This window comes from Mycetocola sp. Y791 (assembly GCF_059445325.1).
In genome coordinates, this window is sequence record NZ_JCAIUC010000003.1 from 89,471 (window position 1) to 110,147 (window position 20,677).

13 protein-coding genes are annotated in these 20,677 nt (G+C 65.9%); 10 read left to right on the forward strand and 3 right to left on the reverse strand.

From position 1 onward, the window contains the following. Nucleotides 1-117: 117 nt before the first annotated feature. A complete protein-coding gene (locus tag AC1C2N_RS09475; protein ID WP_495433810.1) occupies nt 118-1,434 on the reverse strand; it encodes an ABC transporter substrate-binding protein in 1,317 nt (438 codons plus the stop codon). 203 nt (nt 1,435-1,637) lie between these two features. On the opposite strand from AC1C2N_RS09475, the gene AC1C2N_RS09480 reads away from it, so the two are divergent. The 7 genes from AC1C2N_RS09480 (at nt 1,638) to AC1C2N_RS09510 (ending at nt 11,546) form a co-directional block, all read left to right on the forward strand. Then, nucleotides 1,638-2,672, forward strand: a complete 1,035-nt coding sequence (locus AC1C2N_RS09480) for a LacI family DNA-binding transcriptional regulator (protein WP_483403889.1) — start codon at nt 1,638-1,640, stop codon at nt 2,670-2,672. Between the two features lie 40 nt (nt 2,673-2,712). Continuing rightward, the gene (locus tag AC1C2N_RS09485) at nt 2,713-5,382 is read left to right on the forward strand and encodes a family 78 glycoside hydrolase catalytic domain (RefSeq protein WP_495433811.1); all 2,670 of its coding nucleotides are present in this window, start codon (nt 2,713-2,715) and stop codon (nt 5,380-5,382) included. A 167-nt stretch (nt 5,383-5,549) separates the two neighbouring features. Further along, complete coding sequence (locus AC1C2N_RS09490) at nt 5,550-6,866, forward strand: extracellular solute-binding protein (RefSeq protein WP_495433812.1); 1,317 nt, start codon at nt 5,550-5,552, stop codon at nt 6,864-6,866. A gap of 59 nt (nt 6,867-6,925) precedes the next feature. Continuing rightward, nucleotides 6,926-7,849 (forward strand): carbohydrate ABC transporter permease, encoded by a 924-nt coding sequence (locus AC1C2N_RS09495; RefSeq protein WP_495433813.1) that lies wholly within the window; start codon nt 6,926-6,928, stop codon nt 7,847-7,849. Next, entirely contained in the window at nt 7,846-8,688 is an 843-nt protein-coding gene (locus AC1C2N_RS09500) for a carbohydrate ABC transporter permease (RefSeq protein ID WP_495433814.1), read from the forward strand. Before AC1C2N_RS09495 ends, AC1C2N_RS09500 begins: the two co-directional genes overlap by 4 nt. Then, nucleotides 8,688-10,331 carry a beta-N-acetylhexosaminidase gene (locus AC1C2N_RS09505; protein WP_495433815.1) on the forward strand — a complete coding sequence of 548 codons (1,644 nt, stop codon included), beginning with the start codon at nt 8,688-8,690 and terminating at the stop codon, nt 10,329-10,331. Before AC1C2N_RS09500 ends, AC1C2N_RS09505 begins: the two co-directional genes overlap by 1 nt. 36 nt (nt 10,332-10,367) lie before the next feature. Continuing rightward, entirely contained in the window at nt 10,368-11,546 is a 1,179-nt protein-coding gene (locus AC1C2N_RS09510; RefSeq protein WP_495433816.1) for an ROK family protein, read from the forward strand. Nucleotides 11,547-13,314: 1,768 nt separating this feature from the next. On the opposite strand, the gene AC1C2N_RS09515 is transcribed toward AC1C2N_RS09510, so the two are convergent. Next, a complete protein-coding gene (locus tag AC1C2N_RS09515) occupies nt 13,315-14,715 on the reverse strand; it encodes a glucose-6-phosphate dehydrogenase (protein ID WP_495433817.1) in 1,401 nt (466 codons plus the stop codon). A gap of 359 nt (nt 14,716-15,074) precedes the next feature. Between AC1C2N_RS09515 and AC1C2N_RS09520 the strand changes: the two genes are divergently transcribed. The 3 genes from AC1C2N_RS09520 (at nt 15,075) to AC1C2N_RS09530 (ending at nt 17,630) form a co-directional block, all read left to right on the forward strand. Further along, nucleotides 15,075-16,076 carry a ThuA domain-containing protein gene (locus tag AC1C2N_RS09520; RefSeq protein ID WP_495433818.1) on the forward strand — a complete coding sequence of 334 codons (1,002 nt, stop codon included), beginning with the start codon at nt 15,075-15,077 and terminating at the stop codon, nt 16,074-16,076. Nucleotides 16,077-16,228: 152 nt separating this feature from the next. After that, on the forward strand, nt 16,229-16,960 hold the full coding sequence (locus tag AC1C2N_RS09525; RefSeq protein ID WP_483403896.1) for an IclR family transcriptional regulator: 732 nt from the start codon (nt 16,229-16,231) through the stop codon (nt 16,958-16,960). Between the two features lie 4 nt (nt 16,961-16,964). Continuing rightward, a complete protein-coding gene (locus AC1C2N_RS09530) occupies nt 16,965-17,630 on the forward strand; it encodes an IclR family transcriptional regulator (protein ID WP_495433819.1) in 666 nt (221 codons plus the stop codon). Nucleotides 17,631-17,735: 105 nt separating this feature from the next. On the opposite strand, the gene AC1C2N_RS09535 is transcribed toward AC1C2N_RS09530, so the two are convergent. Further along, nucleotides 17,736-20,423 carry an outer membrane protein assembly factor BamB family protein gene (locus AC1C2N_RS09535; protein ID WP_495433820.1) on the reverse strand — a complete coding sequence of 896 codons (2,688 nt, stop codon included), beginning with the start codon at nt 20,421-20,423 and terminating at the stop codon, nt 17,736-17,738. Nucleotides 20,424-20,677: the final 254 nt, after the last annotated feature.

A 20,677-nucleotide genomic window follows, 5' to 3' on the forward strand; every position in this document is an offset into this window, starting at 1 on the left:
TGAGGCGGAGTGAGATCACCGCGCGATCGAGAGGTTGGTGCCGTGGCTGTGGTCATGATCTGTCTCCCAATAAGCCTGCGGGGCCGCGCAACCGGCCCCGCAGGGAGGATGTGTGGCCTACCAGCCCTCGATCCCGAGCTGCTGCGCCTGCTTCTTCACGTCTTCGTCGTACTGTGCTGCGCCATCGGCGGCTGACGTGATGCCCGAACCGACCGCGACGGTGATCTGCTCAAGCGCAGGGCCCTTGATGGGGGAGAGGAACTCGAGCGCGAGGTTGGTCTTTTCCTCATCGAAGTACGGCTGGAGATCGGAGACCATCGCCGGTACGTCCTCCGGCAGTTCGCATCCCTCGATGACGAACGGGCCCTGTGGGGCAGTCGTCTCCGCCTGAATGTCGCAACTCTCCGGCGTAACGAGGAACTCGACGAACTTCTTGGCAGCCTCGAGTTTTTCGCCTTCCGTTGACTGCGGAATATAGACACCGCCTGGCATCCAGACGGTCAGGCCGTTCGTCTCCGCGTCGGGGCCGGGGATCGGGAACGTCCCGACGACGTCGCTCGCCTCCGGGTTTGTCGTCATCAACTGTCCCGCTGCGAACGTGAGGATGGGGTATTGCGCGCCCGCGCCGGTGGCGACCATGCTCACGCCATCCGCGTAGGTGGCCGACGCAAAATCTTCGTTGAACAAGTCAGCTTCGAACGCCTGCTGGAGGTGTTCAAACCCTGCAAACGCCGGCTCGTCGGCGTACTTGGCTTCGTTGTTGGTGTACTTCTCAGCCCAGTCGGGATCTTCGGCGAGGACATTGTTGAAGTCTCCGAGGATGAAGAGTTGCGATGTCCAGGTGTCGCCGTACGTCTGCACGATCGGAGCGGCAGTGCCCGCAGCCTTGATCGCCTCGCTGTTGGAAATGAACTCGTCCCAGGTGGTGGGAATCTCAAGCCCGAGTTCTGCGTAAATATCTTTGTTGTAGATCACAGCGCCAGCCATGGACTGACCCATCGGTATGCCGTACACGCCATTATCACCGCCGACCGAGTCGACGAAGTTCTCGTCGAGCTTGTCGACCCACGCCTCTTCGGAGAGGTCGACGAGCGTCGACTCCGGAGTCAGCGCCTCAAGGAGTGACCCTGAGTTGTACGCGAAAACATCGCTCATCTCTCCGGTCGCGAGGCGGGTCTTGATGAGGTTGTCGCCGTCCGCGCCCTGAGGTCGTGTCTGAACATCAATCTTGATGTCGGGATTCTCTTTCGTGAACGCCTCGGCAAGTGCCTCAGCGGTCGCAACCGTTGCCTCCTGGTTGTCGACCAGGTAGGTGAGAGTGCCGGCGGACTCTGCGTCGCCGCCCCCGCCAGAGCAGCCGGCGAGAGCAAGCGATACCGCAAGACCGCCTGCGCCGAGAGCGACAAATGAGCGTCGCCGAGTACGAGTGACCATTTCTTTACCTCCATGTAAAGCAACTGCGCTGTTGTATGCCCCGAATCCTCTCGGTGCTATGGCGAGGCCCACGCTACAAGCGGTTTCGAAAATCTGTCAACCGATCTACACAACTTTTCTGAAACGATTTTATGAGTTCGTAGAACGATCTATGTTCTCGGCCATAAACGTGTATTGTGGCAGCCAATTGAAAGGGGACGAGAGTGCCGGGATCGCGAGGAGCGACGATTGAGGATGTCGCGCGCGAGGCTGGTGTCTCGCGCGCAGCCGTGTCAAAAGTTATCCGTAACGCCTATGGGGTGAGCGCTGGAATGCGTGAACGGGTGAACGCCGCGATCGAGGTCCTCGACTATCGTCCGAGCATCGCCGCGAGGGCCATGCGGGGGGTGAGCTTCACCCTGGGATTCGAGCTGCCGCACATCGGTAACCCCTTCTTCTCCACCATCATTGCGGGGGCCACCGCAGAACTACGGCACACGCAGTACCAACTCATCATCGCGCCAGCGGATGGAGTGGACGGCGAGGAGGGGATCCGCGCGCTCCGCGCCCTGTCAGACCGCCAGGTCGACGGCATCGTGGCAGTTTCCCCGCTGGTCTCGCCCCAGTGGCTCGAACGACTGGCGACGACGGTGCCCGTCGTGATGCTCGGCCGCCATGACGAATCCGTCTCCTACGACACGGTGACGGGTGACGACGTTGAGGGCGCCCGGCTGGTGATGGAACACCTGTTCCAGCTGGGCCATCGGCGGATCGCACACCTGACACGCAGTGAAGACGTCACCCTCCCAGGGTCAGGTACCCCACACTCCATCCGACTTGACGAGTACGTCTCGCACATGCGCGCAGCCGGCCTCGAGGAGCACACGCAGATTGTTCGCACGGGCATCACGGAGGATGCCGCGCGACTCGACACTCTCGCGTTGTTCGATCGCGAGATTCCGACGGCGATTTTTGCGGGCAACGATGAGCTTGCGCTCGGGGCGCTCCGGGCGATCGACGAATGCGGACTCTCGGCATCCGACGTTTCTGTTGTCGGCTATGACGATATCGACATCGCCAGCCACCCCGCGATCTCGCTCACGAGCGTCAACCAATGCGGTGAAGCCATGGGCGAACACGCTGTGCGCCTGTTGCTCGAACGCATCGGAGGACGGACCGAACCAGTCAACGTCGTGGTAAAGCCCACGCTGAAGACCCGGCAATCCTCGCAACCTGCCCCGACACGTAACACTCCCTGACACGAACCGGTGTAACCGGGAACCTACGGAAGGTCGACCAATGTCCCAGCATTTGCCCGCTTCAACAACCACAGACCAGAGCGCCCGGGTCCTGGCGGTGGAAACCCAATACCCCGACGATCTCATCGGGATCCCCTCGGCTGGGTTGCGCCTCACCTGGCGCGCTACGGCAGCGTCGCCGCAGATCGGCTTCCAGGTGCGCTGGGATGGCGTCGACAGTGGCATGGGTGAGCCCACCCTGTCAGACGCGTCCATCGGCGTCGCCGCTCCATGGCCGGTTCTGCAGCCCGGCGAAGTGCGGCACTGTGAGGTTCGCATCGCAACGGCGGACGGATGGTCACCGTGGAGTGATGCCCTCACCGTTGAGGCTGCGGTGGATCCGGCCTCTCTCGCTGCCCAGCCCATCGGTGGTTCCGAACCGGTGGAAGGTCCCGTGACGCTCCTGCGCACGACCTTCACCGTGCCTGACACCGCGGTCAGGGCACGCATGTACGCCACGTTCTGGGGCGTCGGCGAGCTGCGTCTCAACGCGCAGCGTGCAACGGAGGAGCACCTCACCCCGGGGTGGACGGCCTATCAGGACCGTGTCCTTCTCAGCACCTGGGACGTGACCGAATTGCTCCAGGTGGGGCAGAACGCGCTCGGAGTTTTGCTCGGGGACGGCTGGTACCGAGGGCGACTGGGCTGGGTCGACGGCACGGAGCAGTACGGCACCGAAACCGCAGCCTTTGTGCAGATCGACGTCGAGTGCGCGGACGGCAGTGTCGTACGGGTCGCATCCTCCCCGGAGTGGAAAGCAGCCACCGGCGGCATCCGTTCGGCAAGCCTGTATGACGGCGTCGAGGTCGATCTTCGGGCCGAGCCGGACGGATGGGACACCGCGGACTTCGACGACGCCGCATGGGCTGCTGCCCGGGCGGTCGACGTCGACACGGCGGTTCTCGAACCGCGAATCACCGGTGGGGTCAGGACGATCGGGGAATGGGACGTCGCTGTTGAGCATCGCGATGGGCACAGCTTCCTGGATGCCACCCAGAACATCGCCGGCTGGTTGCGGCTCGTGGTCCGCGGTTCGGCGGGCGACCGGGTGGAGGTCCGCCACGCTGAAGTGCTCGAACCCGACGGATCGATCCACACCAAGTCGCTGCGCACGGCGCGGGCGACCGACGGGTACGTGCTCGCGCAGGACGGCGAGACGACACTCGAGCCAACCTTCACGTTCCACGGTTTCCAGTACGCCGAAGTCACGGGCGCCGAAGTCGTCTCGGCCACAGCGGTCGCCATCTCCAGCGCGGATCGACCACGGTCGGAGTTCGCATGCTCGGAACCGATGCTCGAACGGCTGCACTCGAACGTGGCATGGTCGCAGCGCGACAACTTCGTCTCCCTGCCGACAGATTGTCCGCAGCGCGACGAGCGGCTCGGCTGGACCGGCGACGCACAGGCCTTCGCGCCCACGGCAAGCACCCTGTTCGATGTCGAGCAGTTCTGGGTGTCGTGGCTGCGCGATCTTGAGCTGGACCAGGATGCCGACGGCGCAGTTGCGGCTGTCGTCCCGAATATCCTTCACGACGCTGACGAGGCGGATTCCAGCAAGTGGAAAACCATGGGACGCGCCGGGTGGGGGGATGCCGCGACCATCGTGCCGTGGGCGGTGTACGAATCCTATGGAAGCGATGAGGTCCTCGAGCGGCAACTCGCCAGCATGCGACGCTGGGTTGCGAGCCTGGAGAAGCGGGCCGACGGCGGTCTGCTTCCCACCGAATTCCAGTTCGGCGACTGGCTGGATCCTGACGCGCCGGGCGATCAGCCCTGGAATGCGAAGGTGTCAGCGGACTTCGTGGCCAACGCGTTCTTCGCGCACAGTGCCCGGCTGCTCGCTGAGACCGAACGACTCCTTGGCGACGCTGGCCGCGCGCAGGCTGCCGACCAGCTCGCGGACCGCGTCGCTCGAGAGACCTGGGATCGCTGGGGCGAGGATGCAGTCCAGACCCAGACCGGGGCGGCGATCGCGCTCGAATACGGCATCTCGCCCGACGACGACCGCGAGCGGATCGGGGAGGGGCTCGCACGCAACGTCCGTCAGGAGCGCGGGCGCATCGCCACCGGATTCCTCGGAACCCCCCTGGTCCTCTTCGCGCTCGTGAACAGCGGCCACACCGACGAAGCTTTCCTCATGCTGCTCCGCCGCGAAGCACCATCCTGGCTCTACCAGGTGGAGATGGGCGCGACGACAGTATGGGAGCGGTGGGATGCCCTGGCTCCGGATGGAAGTATCCACTCCGGCGACATGGCAACGGACGACAGCTCGGGAATGCTCTCGTTCAATCACTACGCCTATGGCGCTGTGATCGACTGGGTCTACCGCTACGTCGGCGGTATCGCGCCCAGCGTCGAGCGACCCGGATATCGCCGTATTGTCGTGGCGCCTCGACCGTCGACAACCATCACCTGGGCCCGGGCGTCGGTTGAGACCCGGCTCGGCGATGCGTCGATCGACTGGCGTCTCTCGGGGAACGACCTGCACGTTGACCTGGTGGTGCCGTACGGCGCGGAAGCCGTGTTCGATTTGCCGCTCTCCGACGGCTCGACAATCGAGTTGAACGGGCAGGCATACACCGGCACGAGCGTCGGACCGGGGGAGCACCACATCGTCGTAACGTCCGCGCGCGTGGCAGACCCCGAGGCGCTTGTGGTGTCCACTCCGTAGCGCGAACCAATAAGTGACGCCGCCCGGCCGCCCGCGAGGGACTGCCGGGCGGCTTCTTTTCGGTGATGGCAACTTCGCTCTTGTGGATTAGTTAATAAGCCTCCATTATTAACCCAGCCATCGGCATTCGCTCGCGATGGTCTACCGAGACTCAAAGGAGAGTACTGATGCGAAAGATCAATCGCGTGACGGCGTTTGCCCTGGCGGGTGCGGCCACCCTGGCCCTGGCGGGATGCAGCACAGGAGGCGGCGGGAACGCCGAGCTTCCGGATGGAATCCCCGAGACCGTCGACGCCAAGGGTGAGACCCTGACCGTCTGGGTGATGCAGGACGACTACAGCGACGCCACCCTCGACGCGATCAATGAGCAGTTCACCGAGCGCACCGGCGCCGAGGTCGACGTGCAGATCCAGCCGTGGGACGGCATCGGCACGAAGCTCAGCACCGCGCTGGGAACGTCCACCCCGCCGGATGTCATCGACATCGGCAACACCCAGGTCGCCGGCTACGCCGCCAACGGCGGCCTGCTCGACGTCACCGACTACCGCGAGGACCTCGTACAGGGCCAGACCTGGCTCAGCGGCCTCGAAGAGCCCGCTACTGTCGACGGAACCCTGTACGGCATCCCCGGATTCGCGGGAAACCGCGCCGTCATCTACAACAAGGCTCTGTGGGCCGAAGCCGGCGTCACCGAGGCGCCCACCACCTGGGACGAACTGACGACAGCGCTCGACACCGTCGACGCGGCTAACCCGGCCGACGACTTCTCGCCGCTCTACCTCCCGGGTCAGCACTGGTATGTCGGCCTGCAGTTCATGTGGGACCACGGCGGAGAGATCGCCGCCCTCGAGGACGGCGAGTGGACGTCCACCGCCGGTTCGGATGCCTCGCTCAAGGGCATCGAAGCCTGGAAGGAATTCCAGAACACCTACTCCGCAGAATCATCGCGCACCGTCTCGGCCGACAAGCCGGAGCAGGAGCAACTCCTCGCCGACGGCAAGGCCAGCGCGATCATCGCCTCGAACGGTTCGATCACCGCGACGCTCAACGCGAACCCTGAACTCACGGAGGCCGACCTCGGCACCTTCGCGCTGCCCGGCCAGAACGAAGAGACCCAGCCGGTCATGCTCGGCGGATCGGTGTGGGGCATCGCCGCGAAGAGTGAAAACCCCGAGCTCGCACTGATCTGGACCCAGATCGCCGTCAACCCGGACATCCAGACCGAGTACGTCTTCGGCGACCAGGGTCTCATGCCGAACAGCGAAGAGAGCATCGCCGCGGTTGAAGAGGACCTCAGCGAGGTGAAGGCCGGCTTCTTCCAGGCGGCGCTCAACTCGCGCGCCACCCCGGCATCGCCGGGCTGGACCGAGATCGAGGCGGCAAACCTGCTTCAAAACCTGTTCTCCACCGTCGCCTCAGGCGCCGCCACTCCGGAGGAGGCCGCGGCTAGCTACGACGCCAAGGCCGGCGACGCCCTCAAGTGATCTGACGGATGGGCGCCCGAACCGGACGCCCATCCTGTCGTCCGACCCGGAGAACCACTGTGAACCGAAAATCTACATCCGCGCGCGCCTTCGCTGAGCGCCGACTGCCACCACTGCTGCTGATGGCACCCGCCGGAATTGTGCTCGGTGCTGTGACGATCATCCCGCTCGTTGTGATGGTCTACATGGCGTTCACCGACTATGACCAGCGATCGCTGTTCACCGGGGAGTACTCCTTCGTCGGCTTCGCACAGTTCGCCGGCATCCTCACCGATCCGGAATTCTGGGCATCGTTCGTCCGCACCATTGTCTTCACTGCCGCACTTGTGATCGGCAGCGTCGTGATCGGCGTCGGCATGTCACACCTGATGACGCGGCTGAGCAACACCATGCGCACCGTCACCACTGTCGTGCTCGTCTTCGCCTGGGCAATGCCGAATGTCGCCGCTTCGCTCGTGTGGAACTGGATGTTCCAGCCCGGCTACGGCGTCATGAACTGGATCCTCACGCAGCTGCGGGTGTTCGGTGACATGACCAACACCGACTGGGGCGCCGACACCGGGCTCGCGTTCACGGCCATCTGGCTGCTCGTCGTGTGGCAGGCCGTTCCCTTCATCGCGCTGACGATCTACGCGGCTGAGACCCAGGTTGGCAGCGAATACATCGAGGCGGCCCGCCTCGACGGCGCGAGTGAGCGCAGCATTTACCGCCTGGTCACGCTGCCCTTCCTACAGCCGACGATCCTCCTCGTCACGATCCTGTCGGTCATCTGGGACTTCAACGTGTTCAACCAGATCTGGCTCGTCTCCAAGGGCGGCCCCGACGGCTCCACCTCGACACTCGGTGTTTTCACCTACACGACCGCGTTTGTCGGTCTCGACATCGGTGCCGGAGCAGCACTCGCGCTGCTCACCGCGCTGTTGCTCAGCGCCATCACGAGCGTCTACATCCGTAATCTCATCCGATCGGGGGAAGACCTGTGACCAAGCGCAGCCGGCTTCATCGACCATCTCCGATCGCGACGGGCATCGCTCTCGTCTTCTGTGTGGTGTGGGCCTTTCCGACCTACTGGATGGTGAAGTCCGCGTTCACTCCGCGGAAGGATGCCCTCACCTCGACCCCCTCGTTTCTCCCGCTGAATCCGACGCTGGCGAACTTCGAAACCGCGATCTTCCAGGCCGGGTTCTTCGACAACCTGCGCAGCTCGCTCATCGTCGTCACCGGGGCTGTGGTCTTCGCCGTGTTGCTTGGGCTCTTCGCCGCCGCCGCGCTCTCACGCTTCCGGTTCCGTGGCCGGCGCCCGATCCTCGTGGCTATCCTGCTCATCCAGATGATCCCGGGAGCGGCGACTCTCATCCCGCAATACCTGGTCTTCAACGAGGCGGGCCTGCTTGGCACGTACACCGGACTGATTCTGGCGTACATCTCGTCGACCCTGCCGTTCTCGATCTGGATGATGCGTAGCTTCTTCCTGGCGCTGCCCGCAGAGCTAGAAGAGGCAGCGCAGCTCGACGGTGCCAGCACCTGGCAAGTGCTGACGCGCATCCTGTTTCCCCTCGTCCTTCCGGGCATGATTGCCACGAGCGTGTTCACGTTCATCAACGCCTGGAACGACTACCTCATCGCCTACACCTTCATGAAAGACCAGAGCATGTATACCCTCCCCATCTGGCTGGCCTCGTTCAGCTCCCCGCTCACCGGCACCGACGTCAGCGGCCAAATGGCGGCATCCGTGCTGTTCTCCCTGCCGGTCGTGGTGTTCTTCGTGATCCTGCAACGCAAACTCGTCGTTGGCATGTCGGCAGGGGCGGTGAAGGGCTGATGGGCGAGCACACGTTGATTCCCCGTCCGCGCGTTTTCACCGCTACGGATGGCGAGTTCGCCCTGCACGGTTCCGTCTCGGTGGCCGCGGTTCCGGATGCGACGGATGCCGTTGCGCTGCTGGCCGAGCGGTTGTGGGCCGGTGCGCGGATCCGTGTCGACGTCGTCGATCGCGTGACCACCGGCATCCGATTTGTGACGGATGCCACGCTGGCACCGGAAGCGCACCGCGTCGACGTGACCGAACAGGGGATCTCGATCACGGCATCCGATTCGGCCGGATTCCTGCACGGCACCGCAACTGTTCTGCAACTGATGGGCGACGGGATCTGGCGTTCGGTGAGCGCCACAGCCCGGACCGTCACGGTTTCTGCCTGCCAGATCGAGGATGAGCCGGCCTTCGCGTGGCGGGGAATCATGCTCGACGTCGCACGGCACTTCCTGCCTGTGCGAGAGGTGCTCCGCACCGTGGACCTCATGGCGATGCACAAGCTCAACCGACTGCACTTCCACCTCACCGATGACCAGGGCTGGCGGATCGAGATCCGGGCGTTCCCCCGGCTGACGGAGGTCGGCGCGTGGCGGAATCGCACCCAGGTGGGTGCGGACGACGCGACGGCGCCCGAGATCGAGCGGCCGCACGGCGGTTTCTACACCCAGGACGACATCACCGAGATCGTGGCGTACGCCGCGAGCCGCGGCATCGTCGTCGTGCCGGAAATCGATCTCCCCGGCCACTCGCAGGCGGCGATCGCGGCGTATCCAGATCTCGGTGTGCCGGATGCCGACGGGCAGCCGCCGACCGTCGAGGTGTACCCGCGGTGGGGGATCAGCCCGTATCCGCTCAACGCCGAGACCAGCACCGTCGACTTCTTCCGCATCGTGCTCGACGAGGTGCTCGCGCTCTTCCCGTCGATCGACATCGGGCTCGGCGGCGACGAGGTGCCATCGGGCGCATGGGAGGCCGACGCCCGGTCGCAGGAACTGGCGCGCGATCGGGGCCTGTCGCACCCGCGCGAACTCCAGTTCTGGTTCCTGGACCAGCTGCGCGCTCATATTGAGCAGCAGGGCCGGCGGATGCTGGCCTGGGACGAGGTCCTCGAACACGACGTGAGTGAAGATGTCACCGTACTCGGATGGCGTGGGGATGCCGGAATCGGCGAGGCACTGCGGCGCGGTGTTCCGGTGGTCGCGTGCCCCGACAACCAGCTCTATTTCGATTACCGCCAGTCGGATGACGCGAGGGAGCCGATTCCGGTTGGCGTCGTCGTCGGGCTTCGCGATGTCTATGGCTACGATCCGGTCCCGGAATGGGCAACGCCCGAGCAGGCGATGCTTGTGCGGGGAGCGCAGGCGAACCTGTGGGCCGAACACCTGGAGGATGCACGCTCGCGCGACTACATGCTCTGGCCCCGGGCATGCGCTCTCGCCGAGGCGCTGTGGAGCGGCCCGGGTGGGGCCTTCGATGACTTCGAGGTGCGGCTCGGTTCGCACCTGCGCCGGCTCGACGAGCGTGGCGTGGAGTATCGTCGCCGCGGGGGACCGCTACCGTGGCAGGAGCGCCCCGGTGTGGGTGGGCGCATACAGGCGCAGGCGGAACGTCAGCGGGAGATCGATGCGCTGACCTCCGTCATCGTACGGTGACCGCAATCGAGGGAAAAGAAGGACGCAGGTTCAGACGTGCAGAACCCCGGTGAGCAAGCGAACCCGGCCACCGGCATCCTGTCGCTGACCCCGTCGGAGTTGCGCGCGCTGCGGCGTCCGTCTCCGACGTCCGGTGGGGCGGCGATCCAGATGACGCGGCAGCACAACCTCTCGGTCATCCGCCGCCTGCTGTACGAGAAGGGGCCGCAGTCCCGGCCGGAGCTCGCGCGGCTCAGCGGCCTGTCGACGCCGACGGTCGGTGCGCTGGTCGCAGAGCTGGTGGATGACGGCACCGTCGAGGATCTGGGTGTCGTCGCCGAGGCCCGGGTTGGCAAGCCTGCCTCGCGAGTGGCCATCAATGCCGCGGGCAACGTGTCGGTCGTGCTGGATCTGACTCAGGACGATCTGTTTATCGGTGCGACCGTCGATCTCGACGGGGTTATCGTCGATCGAGTGCAGGTGGATATCGGCGACGCTGCTGGTGAGAACGCGCTCGAGCACGCCGTCGACCTCGCGAACGTGCTCATCGAGCGGACCACCGCTCAGGTTGTCGGCATCGGAGTGGCTTCGCCCGGCCTGGTCGATGACACCGGGCAGGTCCACGTGGCGGACCGGCTGCGATGGCGCGATGTTCCCCTCGCGGAAACCATCTACAGCCGGACCGGCGTTGCTGCGGTGGTCGGCAATGACGTCAACCTGCTGGCGCTGGGCCTGAACCGGTCGCAGAAGTGGGCGGGGCGAGACGCCATCGTGGTCGCGCTCGACAACGGTGTCGGTGCCGCTGTCCTCATCGGGGGTGCACCGGTCCTCGGTGAGCAGTTCGCCGCTGGCGAGATCGCTCACCTGACTGTCGATGCAGACGGCGCCCTCTGCCGGTGCGGCCGCCGCGGGTGCCTCGACGTGGTGGTCGGTGCGCCTCACCTCGTGCGGCGGGTCGCGGCTTCCGGCACGACAGTACTTGAACCCGCCGGCCGCATGCTCGGCGAGGCGCTCGCGCCCATCGTGCTGATGCTGAACATCAACGTGGTCGTTGTGGTCGGTCCCGCCGAGCTCGTTGAAGGGCCCTTCGCCGCGGGCGTCGTTGCCGGCGTGCACTCCCGCCTGCGCCCGGCAATCGTCGAGGGCCTGGAGATCGAGGTTCGCCGCAACGACCCGGAATTCGTGTTGCGCGGGGCGGCGGCCCAGGTCCTCGAGTCACAACTCGGGATGCGCTGACGGATCGAGGCCTGGCGCATCGACCCGACTCTCGCCCGTTGTTTCGGGCGGTAGATCTGGTGGTCCATGCCCGATAGGCGGCTGGACGCTGCGATTCCCCGCCCGAGACTACCCAACTAGGGCTACGAGGGCTCGGTGCCGGCCATCGGCACCCGCCGCACGTAGCGACCGCCGACGGCCGGACCCGGCGGGCCGCAGCAGCCCCCCGACCCTCGCCCGTTGTTTCGGGCGGTAGATCCGGGGGTCCATGCCCGATAGGCGGCTGGATGCTGCGATTCTCCGCCCGAGACTGCCCCAACCGGGCCTCGGCTGCGGCGGCCGGAGCCGGCCCACGCCTGAAACTACCCAACCAGGCCTCGGCTGGTTCGACGCGTGGGGAGTCACCAGCCGTCCGGCCCGCGGCTTCCCGCCGGCACGCGCCGCGCGGTAGCGACCGCCGACGGCCGGCCCCGGCGCGCCGCAGCAGCCACCCGACACTCACAGTTGTTTCGGGCGGCAGATCCGGGGGCCCATGCCCGATAGGCGGCTGGACGCTGCGATTCTCCGCCCGAGACTACCCAACCAGGCCTCGGCTGCGGCGGCCGGCACCCGCGGCACCCGCCGCACGGTAGCGACTGCCGGCGGCCGGACCCGGCCCACACCTGACACTCACAGTTGTTTCGGGCGGTGGATCTGGGGCTCCAAGCCCGATAGGCGGCTGGACGCTGCGATTCTCCGCGCGAAACTACCCGGCGCGACCAGGGCTCGGCTGGTCCGACGCGACGAGAATCACCAGCCTTCCGGCCCGCTGCTTCCCGCCGGCATCCGCCGCACCGTAGCGACCGCCGGCGACCGGACCCGGCCCACCGCGGCAGTCACCCGACACTTACCGTTGTTTCGGGCGGCAGATCCGGGGGTCCATCCCCGATAGGCGGGTGGACGCTCCGATTCTCCGCCCGAAACAGCCCGGTGCGCACAGGCCTCGGCTGCGACTACGAGGGCTCGGTGCCGGCCATCGGCACCCGCCGCACGGTAGCGACCGCCGACGGCCGGACCCGGCGCCCCGCAGCAGCCACCCGACACTCACGGTTGTTTCGGGCGGTAGATCCTGGGCACCACGCCCGATAGACGGCTGGACGCTGCGATTCTCCGCCGGAAACTACCCAACCAGGCCTCGGCTGGTTCGACGCGTGGGGAGTCACCAGCCGTCCAGCCCGCCGCTTCCCGCCGGCATCCGTGGCACGGTAGCGACCGCCGACGGCCGGACCCGGCGCGCCGCGGTAACCCCCCCGACACTCACAGTTGTTTCGGGCGGCAAATCCTGGGCACCACGCCCGATAGACGGCTGGACGCTGCGATTCTCCGCCGGAAACTACCCAACCAGGCCTCGGCTGGTTCGACGCGTGGGGAGTCACCAGCCGTCCGGCCCGCCGCTTCCCGCCGGCATCCGTGGCACGGTAGCGACCGCCGACGGCCGGACCCGGCGCGCCGCGGTAACCCCCCGACACTCACAGTTGTTTCGGGCGGTGGATCTGGGGCCCATGCCCGATAGGCGGCTGGACGCCGCGATTCTCCGCCCGAAACTACCCAACCAGGGCCCGGGTGCGGGGACTGGCACCCGCCGCACGATAGCGACCGCCGACGGCCGGACCCGGCCCACACCTGACACTCACCGTTGTTTCGGGCGGCAGATCCGGGGGTCCATGCCCGATAGGCGGCTGGACCCTGCGATTCTCCGCCCGAAACTACCCGGCGCGACCAGGGTTCGGCTGGTCCGACGCGTGGAGAGTCACCAGCCGTCCGGCCCGCTGCTTCCGGCCGGGTATTCCTCCAGGGGAACCTCGCCCGACTGCCAGGCGTTGAGCACCGGGGTGACGATGCGCCAGCACTGCTCGGCGATGTCACCGCGAACCGAGAGCAGTGTGTCGTTCTGCAGGATGCCCGCGAGCACCTGGGCGTAGGCGTCAAGCTCAGGCTCGCCGGGGCGCGCCTCAAGGGTCACGCGTCGTAGCTCCGCGGCGTCGTCGGCGCCGTTGACGAACAGATCCAGGTCGACGTCACCGTTCTCGAGCGACATCCGCAACACAGTGCCGGTATCCGTACTCGCGCCGCGGAACCCGGCGGGAGGCGTCGAAGCGCGGAAGTGCACCGCCGCCTCGGCGCGGGGATTGCCGATGGCCTTGCCCGAGCGCAGCACGAACGGCACGCCCTTCCACCGGGGTGTGTCGATCTGCAGCAGCACCTGAGCGAGCGTCTCAATGCCGCGGTCGCCATCGACGTCGGCTTCATCGACGTACGACGGGAACAGTTTCCCGTCCACGCGTCCCTCGGTGTAGCGTGCCCGGCGAGCCGAGGTCGGGTCGTCACGCCAGATGCGGGTGACGCCCAGGACCTCCGCCATCCGTTCGTGCACGTCACTCGCGGTGATCTCGTCGGGCCGTTCCATGGCGACGAGGGCGAGCACCATCAGCAGGTGGCTCTGCAGCATGTCGCGCAGCGCACCGGTCTGGTCGTAGAAAGCAGCCCGACCCTCGAGCCCAAGCACTTCGTCGTAGACGATCTCGACCTTCTCGATGTGTTCGGCACTCCAGGACGCTTCGAGCAGGCGGTTTCCGAAACGGAGGCCGAGCATCCCGAGCACGGTCGCGTTTCCGAGGAAGTGATCGATGCGCCACAACCGGTCGGCGGGAATCACGGCCGCCAGCGCCTCATTCAAGGCCCGGGCATCGTCGAGGTCCTCACCGAACGGCTTCTCGATCGCCACGACGAGGTCATCGGGGAGGTCTATTGCGGCGAGCGCCTCCGCGACCCGGCGACCCATCGCTGGCGGAAGTGCGATGTAGAGCACCGGTGCCGTTGGGCAGGCGTCCAACAGGGCTTTCAGCTCGTCCGGATCAGACGCATCCGTTTGAACAAATCGTGCACGAGCGGACAGTTCGTCGACAGTCCCGGCCGAGATTCCGGCGTCCTCGAGGCTGCGACGCACGAGGGACTGCCACTCGTCGTCGCTCTGGGCAGTCCTGGCGGCTCCGATCAGCGTGAGTTCCAGCCCGCGAGCTGATTCGGAGACGCGAGCAAGTCCCGGCAGCAGCAGCCGCTCGGTGAGGTCACCGCCGGCGCCGAGGATCGCGATCGTGCGGGCGTCGGGCGAGATCGACTCGGCGTCAGGAATTCCGGGCTGGTCGGTCATCGTTGCTCCTTGCGGTGAGAGGCGTGCACGTTGCGGCACCGGGTCGACCCTGGTCAGGCTCCCGTGACAGTCGAGGATACGCCGCGGCCTCTCCGTGAGACACGTCTTGACGGCGGTCGGCGCAACAGGGTACGAATCTGCCCGTCGAACCGACGTCGTGTCGGCACGCGGGTGTTCAGAAGCACTGCGGATGCGACGCGGCGGCTTACTGGGCGGAACCAGCATTGCCCCATGGGCCGGGTGAGCCTACATTCGCAGCAACCGGGCCCGGACTCCACTGGCTGCGGCACGCATCGCTCTTCGGCGGCGATCGCGCTGAGGACCCGGAGGGCATTGCACGACCGATCAAGGGAGATCACATGAAATCGTTCAAGGAGTTGCTGAGTTCTGGAACCGCCATCGCTGCAGCAGCAGCGCTCAGCGCGGGCCTCGTTCTTGCGGGAACCGTCGCCACCGACGCACGGGGAAATGGGCACGGACACGGAAACGGAAACGGCAATAAGCCGACGACCGCTGATTCGATCTATTTGGATGAGATCAAGGACTACGGTGTCTGCCGTGGGACCGACGCCAGCTGCTACAACGAATGGGGAAACGGCTGGAAGGAGGGTGAGCAAAAACGCATCCTGATTTGGAGCCGAACGGCGGGCCCCCGTCACGCGCACCTGGGCACGCCACTCGGCCCAGGCCTGAACCCGCCGCTGAACGCAGACAATGTGGCGCAGGCCGGACTGAAAGCCTGGGCCGCTGAACGCGGCATTCAGGCCGATTACACCGAAGACCTCGCGAGCTTCTCACGCCTGAGCTCCTACCAGGCCGTTGTCTTCCTTGGCTCGAACCGCGACACCCTCGATGACCCCGCCCAGACGAACCTGATGCAGTATGTGCGTGGCGGCGGCGGCTTCGTCGGCATCCACAACGCCTTCGGTGCCGAGTACCACTGGGAGTGGTACGAGGGCCTGCTGGGTGGAGCCAACTTCTACGACCACGCCCCGAACCGCCCGGGCACGATCGAGACGATCAACAAGAAGGACGTGTCGACGAAGTTCATGCCGCGCAAGTGGGCATTCACCGACGAGTGGTACAACCTCGTTCCGTACCCGAGCTACGTGAACGTGCTGCTCGAGGTCGACCCGAAGACGAGCCTCAACGGTCGCGCTACCGGCCACCCGGGACACGGTGAGCAGCACGCCGTCAGCTGGTGCCAGTACTACGACGGCGGCAAGTCCTTCCTGACGACGCTCGGCCATGACGTGGCGGTGTGGACGGATGCGCCGATTGCCGGTGACGACATGTTCAAGGAGCACGTGCTCTCCGGCCTTGAGAGTGCCATGGGCATCAAGCCTTTCTGCGCTGTCTGACCTTTCGCACAAGCATCCGAACAACAGGAGCCCGCACCCGGTATCGCCGGGTGCGGGCTCTTTTTAACGGCGATGATCCACTCAGTGGGCCATCGTTCGGCTCTGTTCTCTCTATCCTTGCCGCGCTCTGGGCGCCGTCACATACTGGACACATGCGCAGCGGTCGATGGGACGAGCCGGTATCGGTACTCGACCGCATCATCGCCATTCTGGAGGCCGTCCGAGAGTCAGACGGGTCGACGTCGATTACCCGAATCGCCGTCGCCACTGGCACTCCGAAGTCAACGGTTTCCCGTTTGGTCCGGGATCTGGTGCGGCAGCGGTACCTGGCCAGGACCGACGATGGGGTGATCATCGGGCTCAGGCTCTTCGAGCTCGGCGCGCGAGCGAGTGGACCTCGCCGGCTCAGCCTGGCCGCCGTTCCGGTGTTGGCCGAACTGTTCAACGCGACGGGTGAGCACCTGAACGTCGCTGTCCAGGATGGGCGCGACATGGTGTCGGTGATCTCGGTACAGGGACGCCTGCGACCGGCACCGTCGCGCGCCGGTGTTCGGGTGCCGTCGGCGACGACGGCTCTGGGCAAGGCTGTGCTGGCGTTCTCGGAGGATGAATCCGAGCTCGGGCACATCATCAGGGGACTCGATCGCAGCGCACGGGACGCGTTCGAGCGGGAGCTCGCCAGTGTACGCACGAGTTCCGTCGCGATCGACCGCTGCGCAACTTTTCCGGGAGTCGTCGGCGTCGCGAGTCCGGTTCTCTCACCGCAACGCCGACCGGTGGCCGCGATCTCGGTGGCCGGACCTGTCGCCGACATGGATCCACAGCGGATGGCCCCGCTCGTCAGGCACGCCGCTCGCCTCCTCTCCCAACGTCTCGCCTTGTAGCGGCATGGCCGGGGAGACGGGCCGCCGGGATGAACTCTTCGGCGTTCTCGATCGGATGACGATCATCTTCGAGGCGTTCGACGACGATCAGGGCCTCGGCCTGTCTGAACTTGCTGCGCGCGCCGGCCTCCCCAAGTCCACGGTGTCCCGGCTCGTTTCCGGGCTTGTCCGGCAGCGCTATCTGGAGCGCGAGGGCAAGCTGATCTACCTCGGCCTTCGGTTGTTCGAGCTCGGCCAGCTGGCAGAGGTCCCGCGCGAGCTGAGGTCCGCGGCCCTGACGGTCATGGCCGACCTGCGGACCACGACGGGCGAGACCGTCCACCTGGCAATCCCCGACGGCGACCGGATGGTCTGCATCGCGATTATGCGTGGCAGGGGCGCTCCTGCGGATGTTTCCCGGATCGGCGCGAGTGTGCCGTTGCAGTCCAGCGCACTGGGAACGGCCGTCCTCGCCCCTGCCGCTGGGGTGGCGACCGCGGTCTGCGAGTCCGTCCCGGGCCTCACCTGGGTGGCCAGCGCGATCTCGGTGCCCGGAAGCGGTGCGATCGCGGCAATCTCACTGTGCGGGCCAGCGAACGACTTCGACGTCGATGGGGCCGCTGTCCACATCCAGGAGGCCGCGCGGGCCGTCGAACGCCGTCTTGAACTTCGGGCATTCCGGATGCCGTAAGGCTTCCGACACCGCCTGCACGCCGAACCGCCTCCTCGGGTTCGGCCTCACCGTGCTGGTGAGGCCGAACCGTCGGAGGCGGTCAGTGGTGCCGGGGGAGTCGTGTTACTTGACGATCCTCACCGTCACCGTCGACGTGATCTGCTTCTGCACCCCCTTATGGAGAACATTGACCACAAGGGTCAGTGGGACCTTGCCTTCCGGCACGTTGTTATCAAGATCCGCCTTATTGAACTGTATGAACAGGTGGTTCTTGAAGTCGGTCACCTTCGCGGCGGTCACCGGTGTGGTCGAGAGCGGAGCGAGTAGAACGGCCCCGCTTTCGTACCTGTGGCCTGCAGGCAACCTGAAGTACGCACCGACCTTGCCATCGACATCCGTGAACATCCCGGTCCTCGCACCGAGGTTGAGCGTGCTCGGTATGAAGGAGGCGGCGCCCGGTGTGTCCTGGGGTGTGAGATACACCTCGATCATTCCGGTCGGCCGTGGGTCGGTGCAGTCGTTGAAGTAATACTCACCGGCTCGATCGAACGTGTGCTGGTAGGTTTCACCCGGTGCCAGCTTCGCGTTGAACTCTCCCTCGAAGAACTGCGTCGCGCAGTGCGGCTTCAGGTTCGGGAAGTTCGGGAACGTCTCTGCCCCCGGGTTCTTGAAGGTGACCGTTGTGCCGACGGGCACCCGCAGCCGGGTGGGCTGCATGGCGCTCTGCGACACGCTGTCCTGCGACGCCGCGGTGTCATCGGTGCGGCTGGTGCGAGCGAGAAGGACTGTGTTGTCCACCGTCGCACCCTCGACCGCGTTTCCGTTTACCGGACGACGGATCGACAGCGGTGCCGTGTTCGGGCCTTCCTGGCTGCCGGACTCGGTGGTGTACTTGCCGCCGATCTTGAACGCCCACAGCGAGTCACCCTGTGTGACCGACGCGCCGTACGGGTTGGTCGACCCCGCTGCGAAGACAGCGACGTACTGCTCGCCGCCAACCTCGTAGGTGATCGGAGCGGACGCGATGCCCGAACCGGTCTGGAAGTCCCAGAGAACATCCCCGCTCGAGGAATCCATGGCCAGCAGTCGACCGTCGATCTGTCCGGCAAAGAGCAGGTCGGATGCCGTTGCCAGCGGCCCCTGGCCGTGCGACATGTCGGTGCCGAGGTGGTTCTGCCAGCGAACCTTTCCGGTCGATGCGTCGTAGGCGAGGATGCCGCCGGTCTGGTACTGGCCCATTGCACGCTGGCCGTTTGCGCCGGCGCCGTTCCAGTGCGCGACCGGGTTGGTACCGTACGGGAAGTACACGAGGTTGGTCTTGTGGCTGTACGCGTTGTTCGACCAGTCACCTCCACCGTTCTGACTGGTGGTGGAGAGGATCGGCAGATCCCACTGCGGGTCGTACATGCAGCCCTCGCGGTGATCCGACGGGTATCCCTCCGGGTAGGTCAGGAAGGGCTCGTCTGCGGCGACGTAGCTGTCCGGGTTGAAGACAAGATTGCCGTCCTCGTCGGGCTGGTAACCGTTGTAGTTCGGGACAGCCCGCCAGGGGTCACCCGGGATGTTCTTCGGATCGAGCTTCTCCCAGACCAGGCAGTCCGGCAGCAGGCGACTCTCGGGGAACGGCTGGGTCTCGGCGTGGTTCTGACGGGAGTCGGTGATCATCGGCTTCTCGGTCACGGGGAGGACAGGCTTGCCGTTCGTGCGGTCGAGCACGAACTGGTGTCCGGACTTGCTGCCGTAGAACAGGACCTTGCGCACGGCGCCGTTGTACTTCACGTTCGCGAGTGTCGGCGGGTGCACGTTGTCCATGTCCCACACGTCGTGCCGGATGGACTGGTAGTGCCACTTGTATGCGCCGGAGGTCGCGTCGACGGCGACCATGGTGCTGGAGAACAGGTTGTCGCCTGGACGCTGGGAGCCATCCTGCGAGGAGTTACAGCTCCGCGCGTTGCCGAACGTCATGTAGTACATGTTCAGTTCGGGGTCGACGGCACCGTGAATCCATGGTGTTGACCCGCCAACGAGCGGGCAGTCAACGCCCTCGGGCGTGACGGGTCCCCAGGTTGCACCGGCGTCGACCGAATTTCCGTTCACGTCGGTGTAGACGGTGCCGCGGTCCGGCCCGCCGAAGAAGTGCCAGAGATAGCTGCCGTCGCTCGCGTCGAGTCCGACGACCGCAGCGCGGTCGCCGTTCGCGGCGTGGGCGTAGACGATGCCGTTGTGATAGACCGTGGCAACCCGGTCGAAGTTGCCCAGCGATTCGCCGTTCGGACCGGCAGGCTGCACAACCCAGGCTTCCTGGCCGGTGGCCTGGTCGAGGGCGACGATGCGGTCGTCGGCTGCCATGGTGAAGATCTTGCCCTCGCCGGAGGAGACCCCGCGTCGGGTGTCGGCGGTTCCGTAGGCGGTTGGCTCCCACTTCCACACGGACGCGCCGGATTTGCCGTCGACGGCGATCACGCCGCCGCTGGGTGTGTCGAGGTAGATGATGCCGCCGACGACGATGGGCGTGGTCTGCTGGCCGACATCGTCGGATGCCGGCGCTACGCCCGAGACGTGGGTGCGCCAGGCGGGCCCCACCTTGTCAATGTTCCGCTTGTTGATCTTGGTGAGGCCGGAGTAGTGCTGATTTCCGAGGTTGCCTCCCACGGTCGGCATATCCGCGCCTGTGGGCTCGAGGCCCGTGAGCCCCGCCGGTGGCACCGGTGCCGCCGGGTTGGCCCCGTAGGCCGGTGAGACGGCGACTGTCACCACCACCAGCGCTCCGAGGCCGAGTGCTCCCAGCCTCCTGGACAGATGTTTACGCATCAAAACTCCTTGATCGTCTTTGATCGATCACGAGCGCGCGATGCACGCCCGCGTTGAGGTGAGTCGGGCGTCCCGCTGAATCCCCTGAAACCGCTGGCCCCCCGGCGCCCTCGCACACTATCCGCGGGTATTGCCCGGCAGCAATGGCGCGACCCACCGAGTGGCACAGGCACTGCACCGCCTGGCGTGACAGGATGCCCTGCCATCTCGCCGAGTCAACGGGCATCCGTCATTGCTGCGAAGATGAATGGTGG

Coding starts and splice junctions, on each gene's coding strand:
- AC1C2N_RS09475 (WP_495433810.1), bottom strand. CDS start 1,434: ATGGTCACTCGTACTCGGCGACGCTCATTTGTCGCTCTCGGCGCAGGC.
- AC1C2N_RS09485 (WP_495433811.1), top strand. CDS start 2,713: ATGTCCCAGCATTTGCCCGCTTCAACAACCACAGACCAGAGCGCCCGG.
- AC1C2N_RS09490 (WP_495433812.1), top strand. CDS start 5,550: ATGCGAAAGATCAATCGCGTGACGGCGTTTGCCCTGGCGGGTGCGGCC.
- AC1C2N_RS09505 (WP_495433815.1), top strand. CDS start 8,688: ATGGGCGAGCACACGTTGATTCCCCGTCCGCGCGTTTTCACCGCTACG.
- AC1C2N_RS09515 (WP_495433817.1), bottom strand. CDS start 14,715: ATGACCGACCAGCCCGGAATTCCTGACGCCGAGTCGATCTCGCCCGAC.
- AC1C2N_RS09520 (WP_495433818.1), top strand. CDS start 15,075: ATGAAATCGTTCAAGGAGTTGCTGAGTTCTGGAACCGCCATCGCTGCA.
- AC1C2N_RS09525 (WP_483403896.1), top strand. CDS start 16,229: ATGCGCAGCGGTCGATGGGACGAGCCGGTATCGGTACTCGACCGCATC.
- AC1C2N_RS09530 (WP_495433819.1), top strand. CDS start 16,965: ATGGCCGGGGAGACGGGCCGCCGGGATGAACTCTTCGGCGTTCTCGAT.
- AC1C2N_RS09535 (WP_495433820.1), bottom strand. CDS start 20,423: ATGCGTAAACATCTGTCCAGGAGGCTGGGAGCACTCGGCCTCGGAGCG.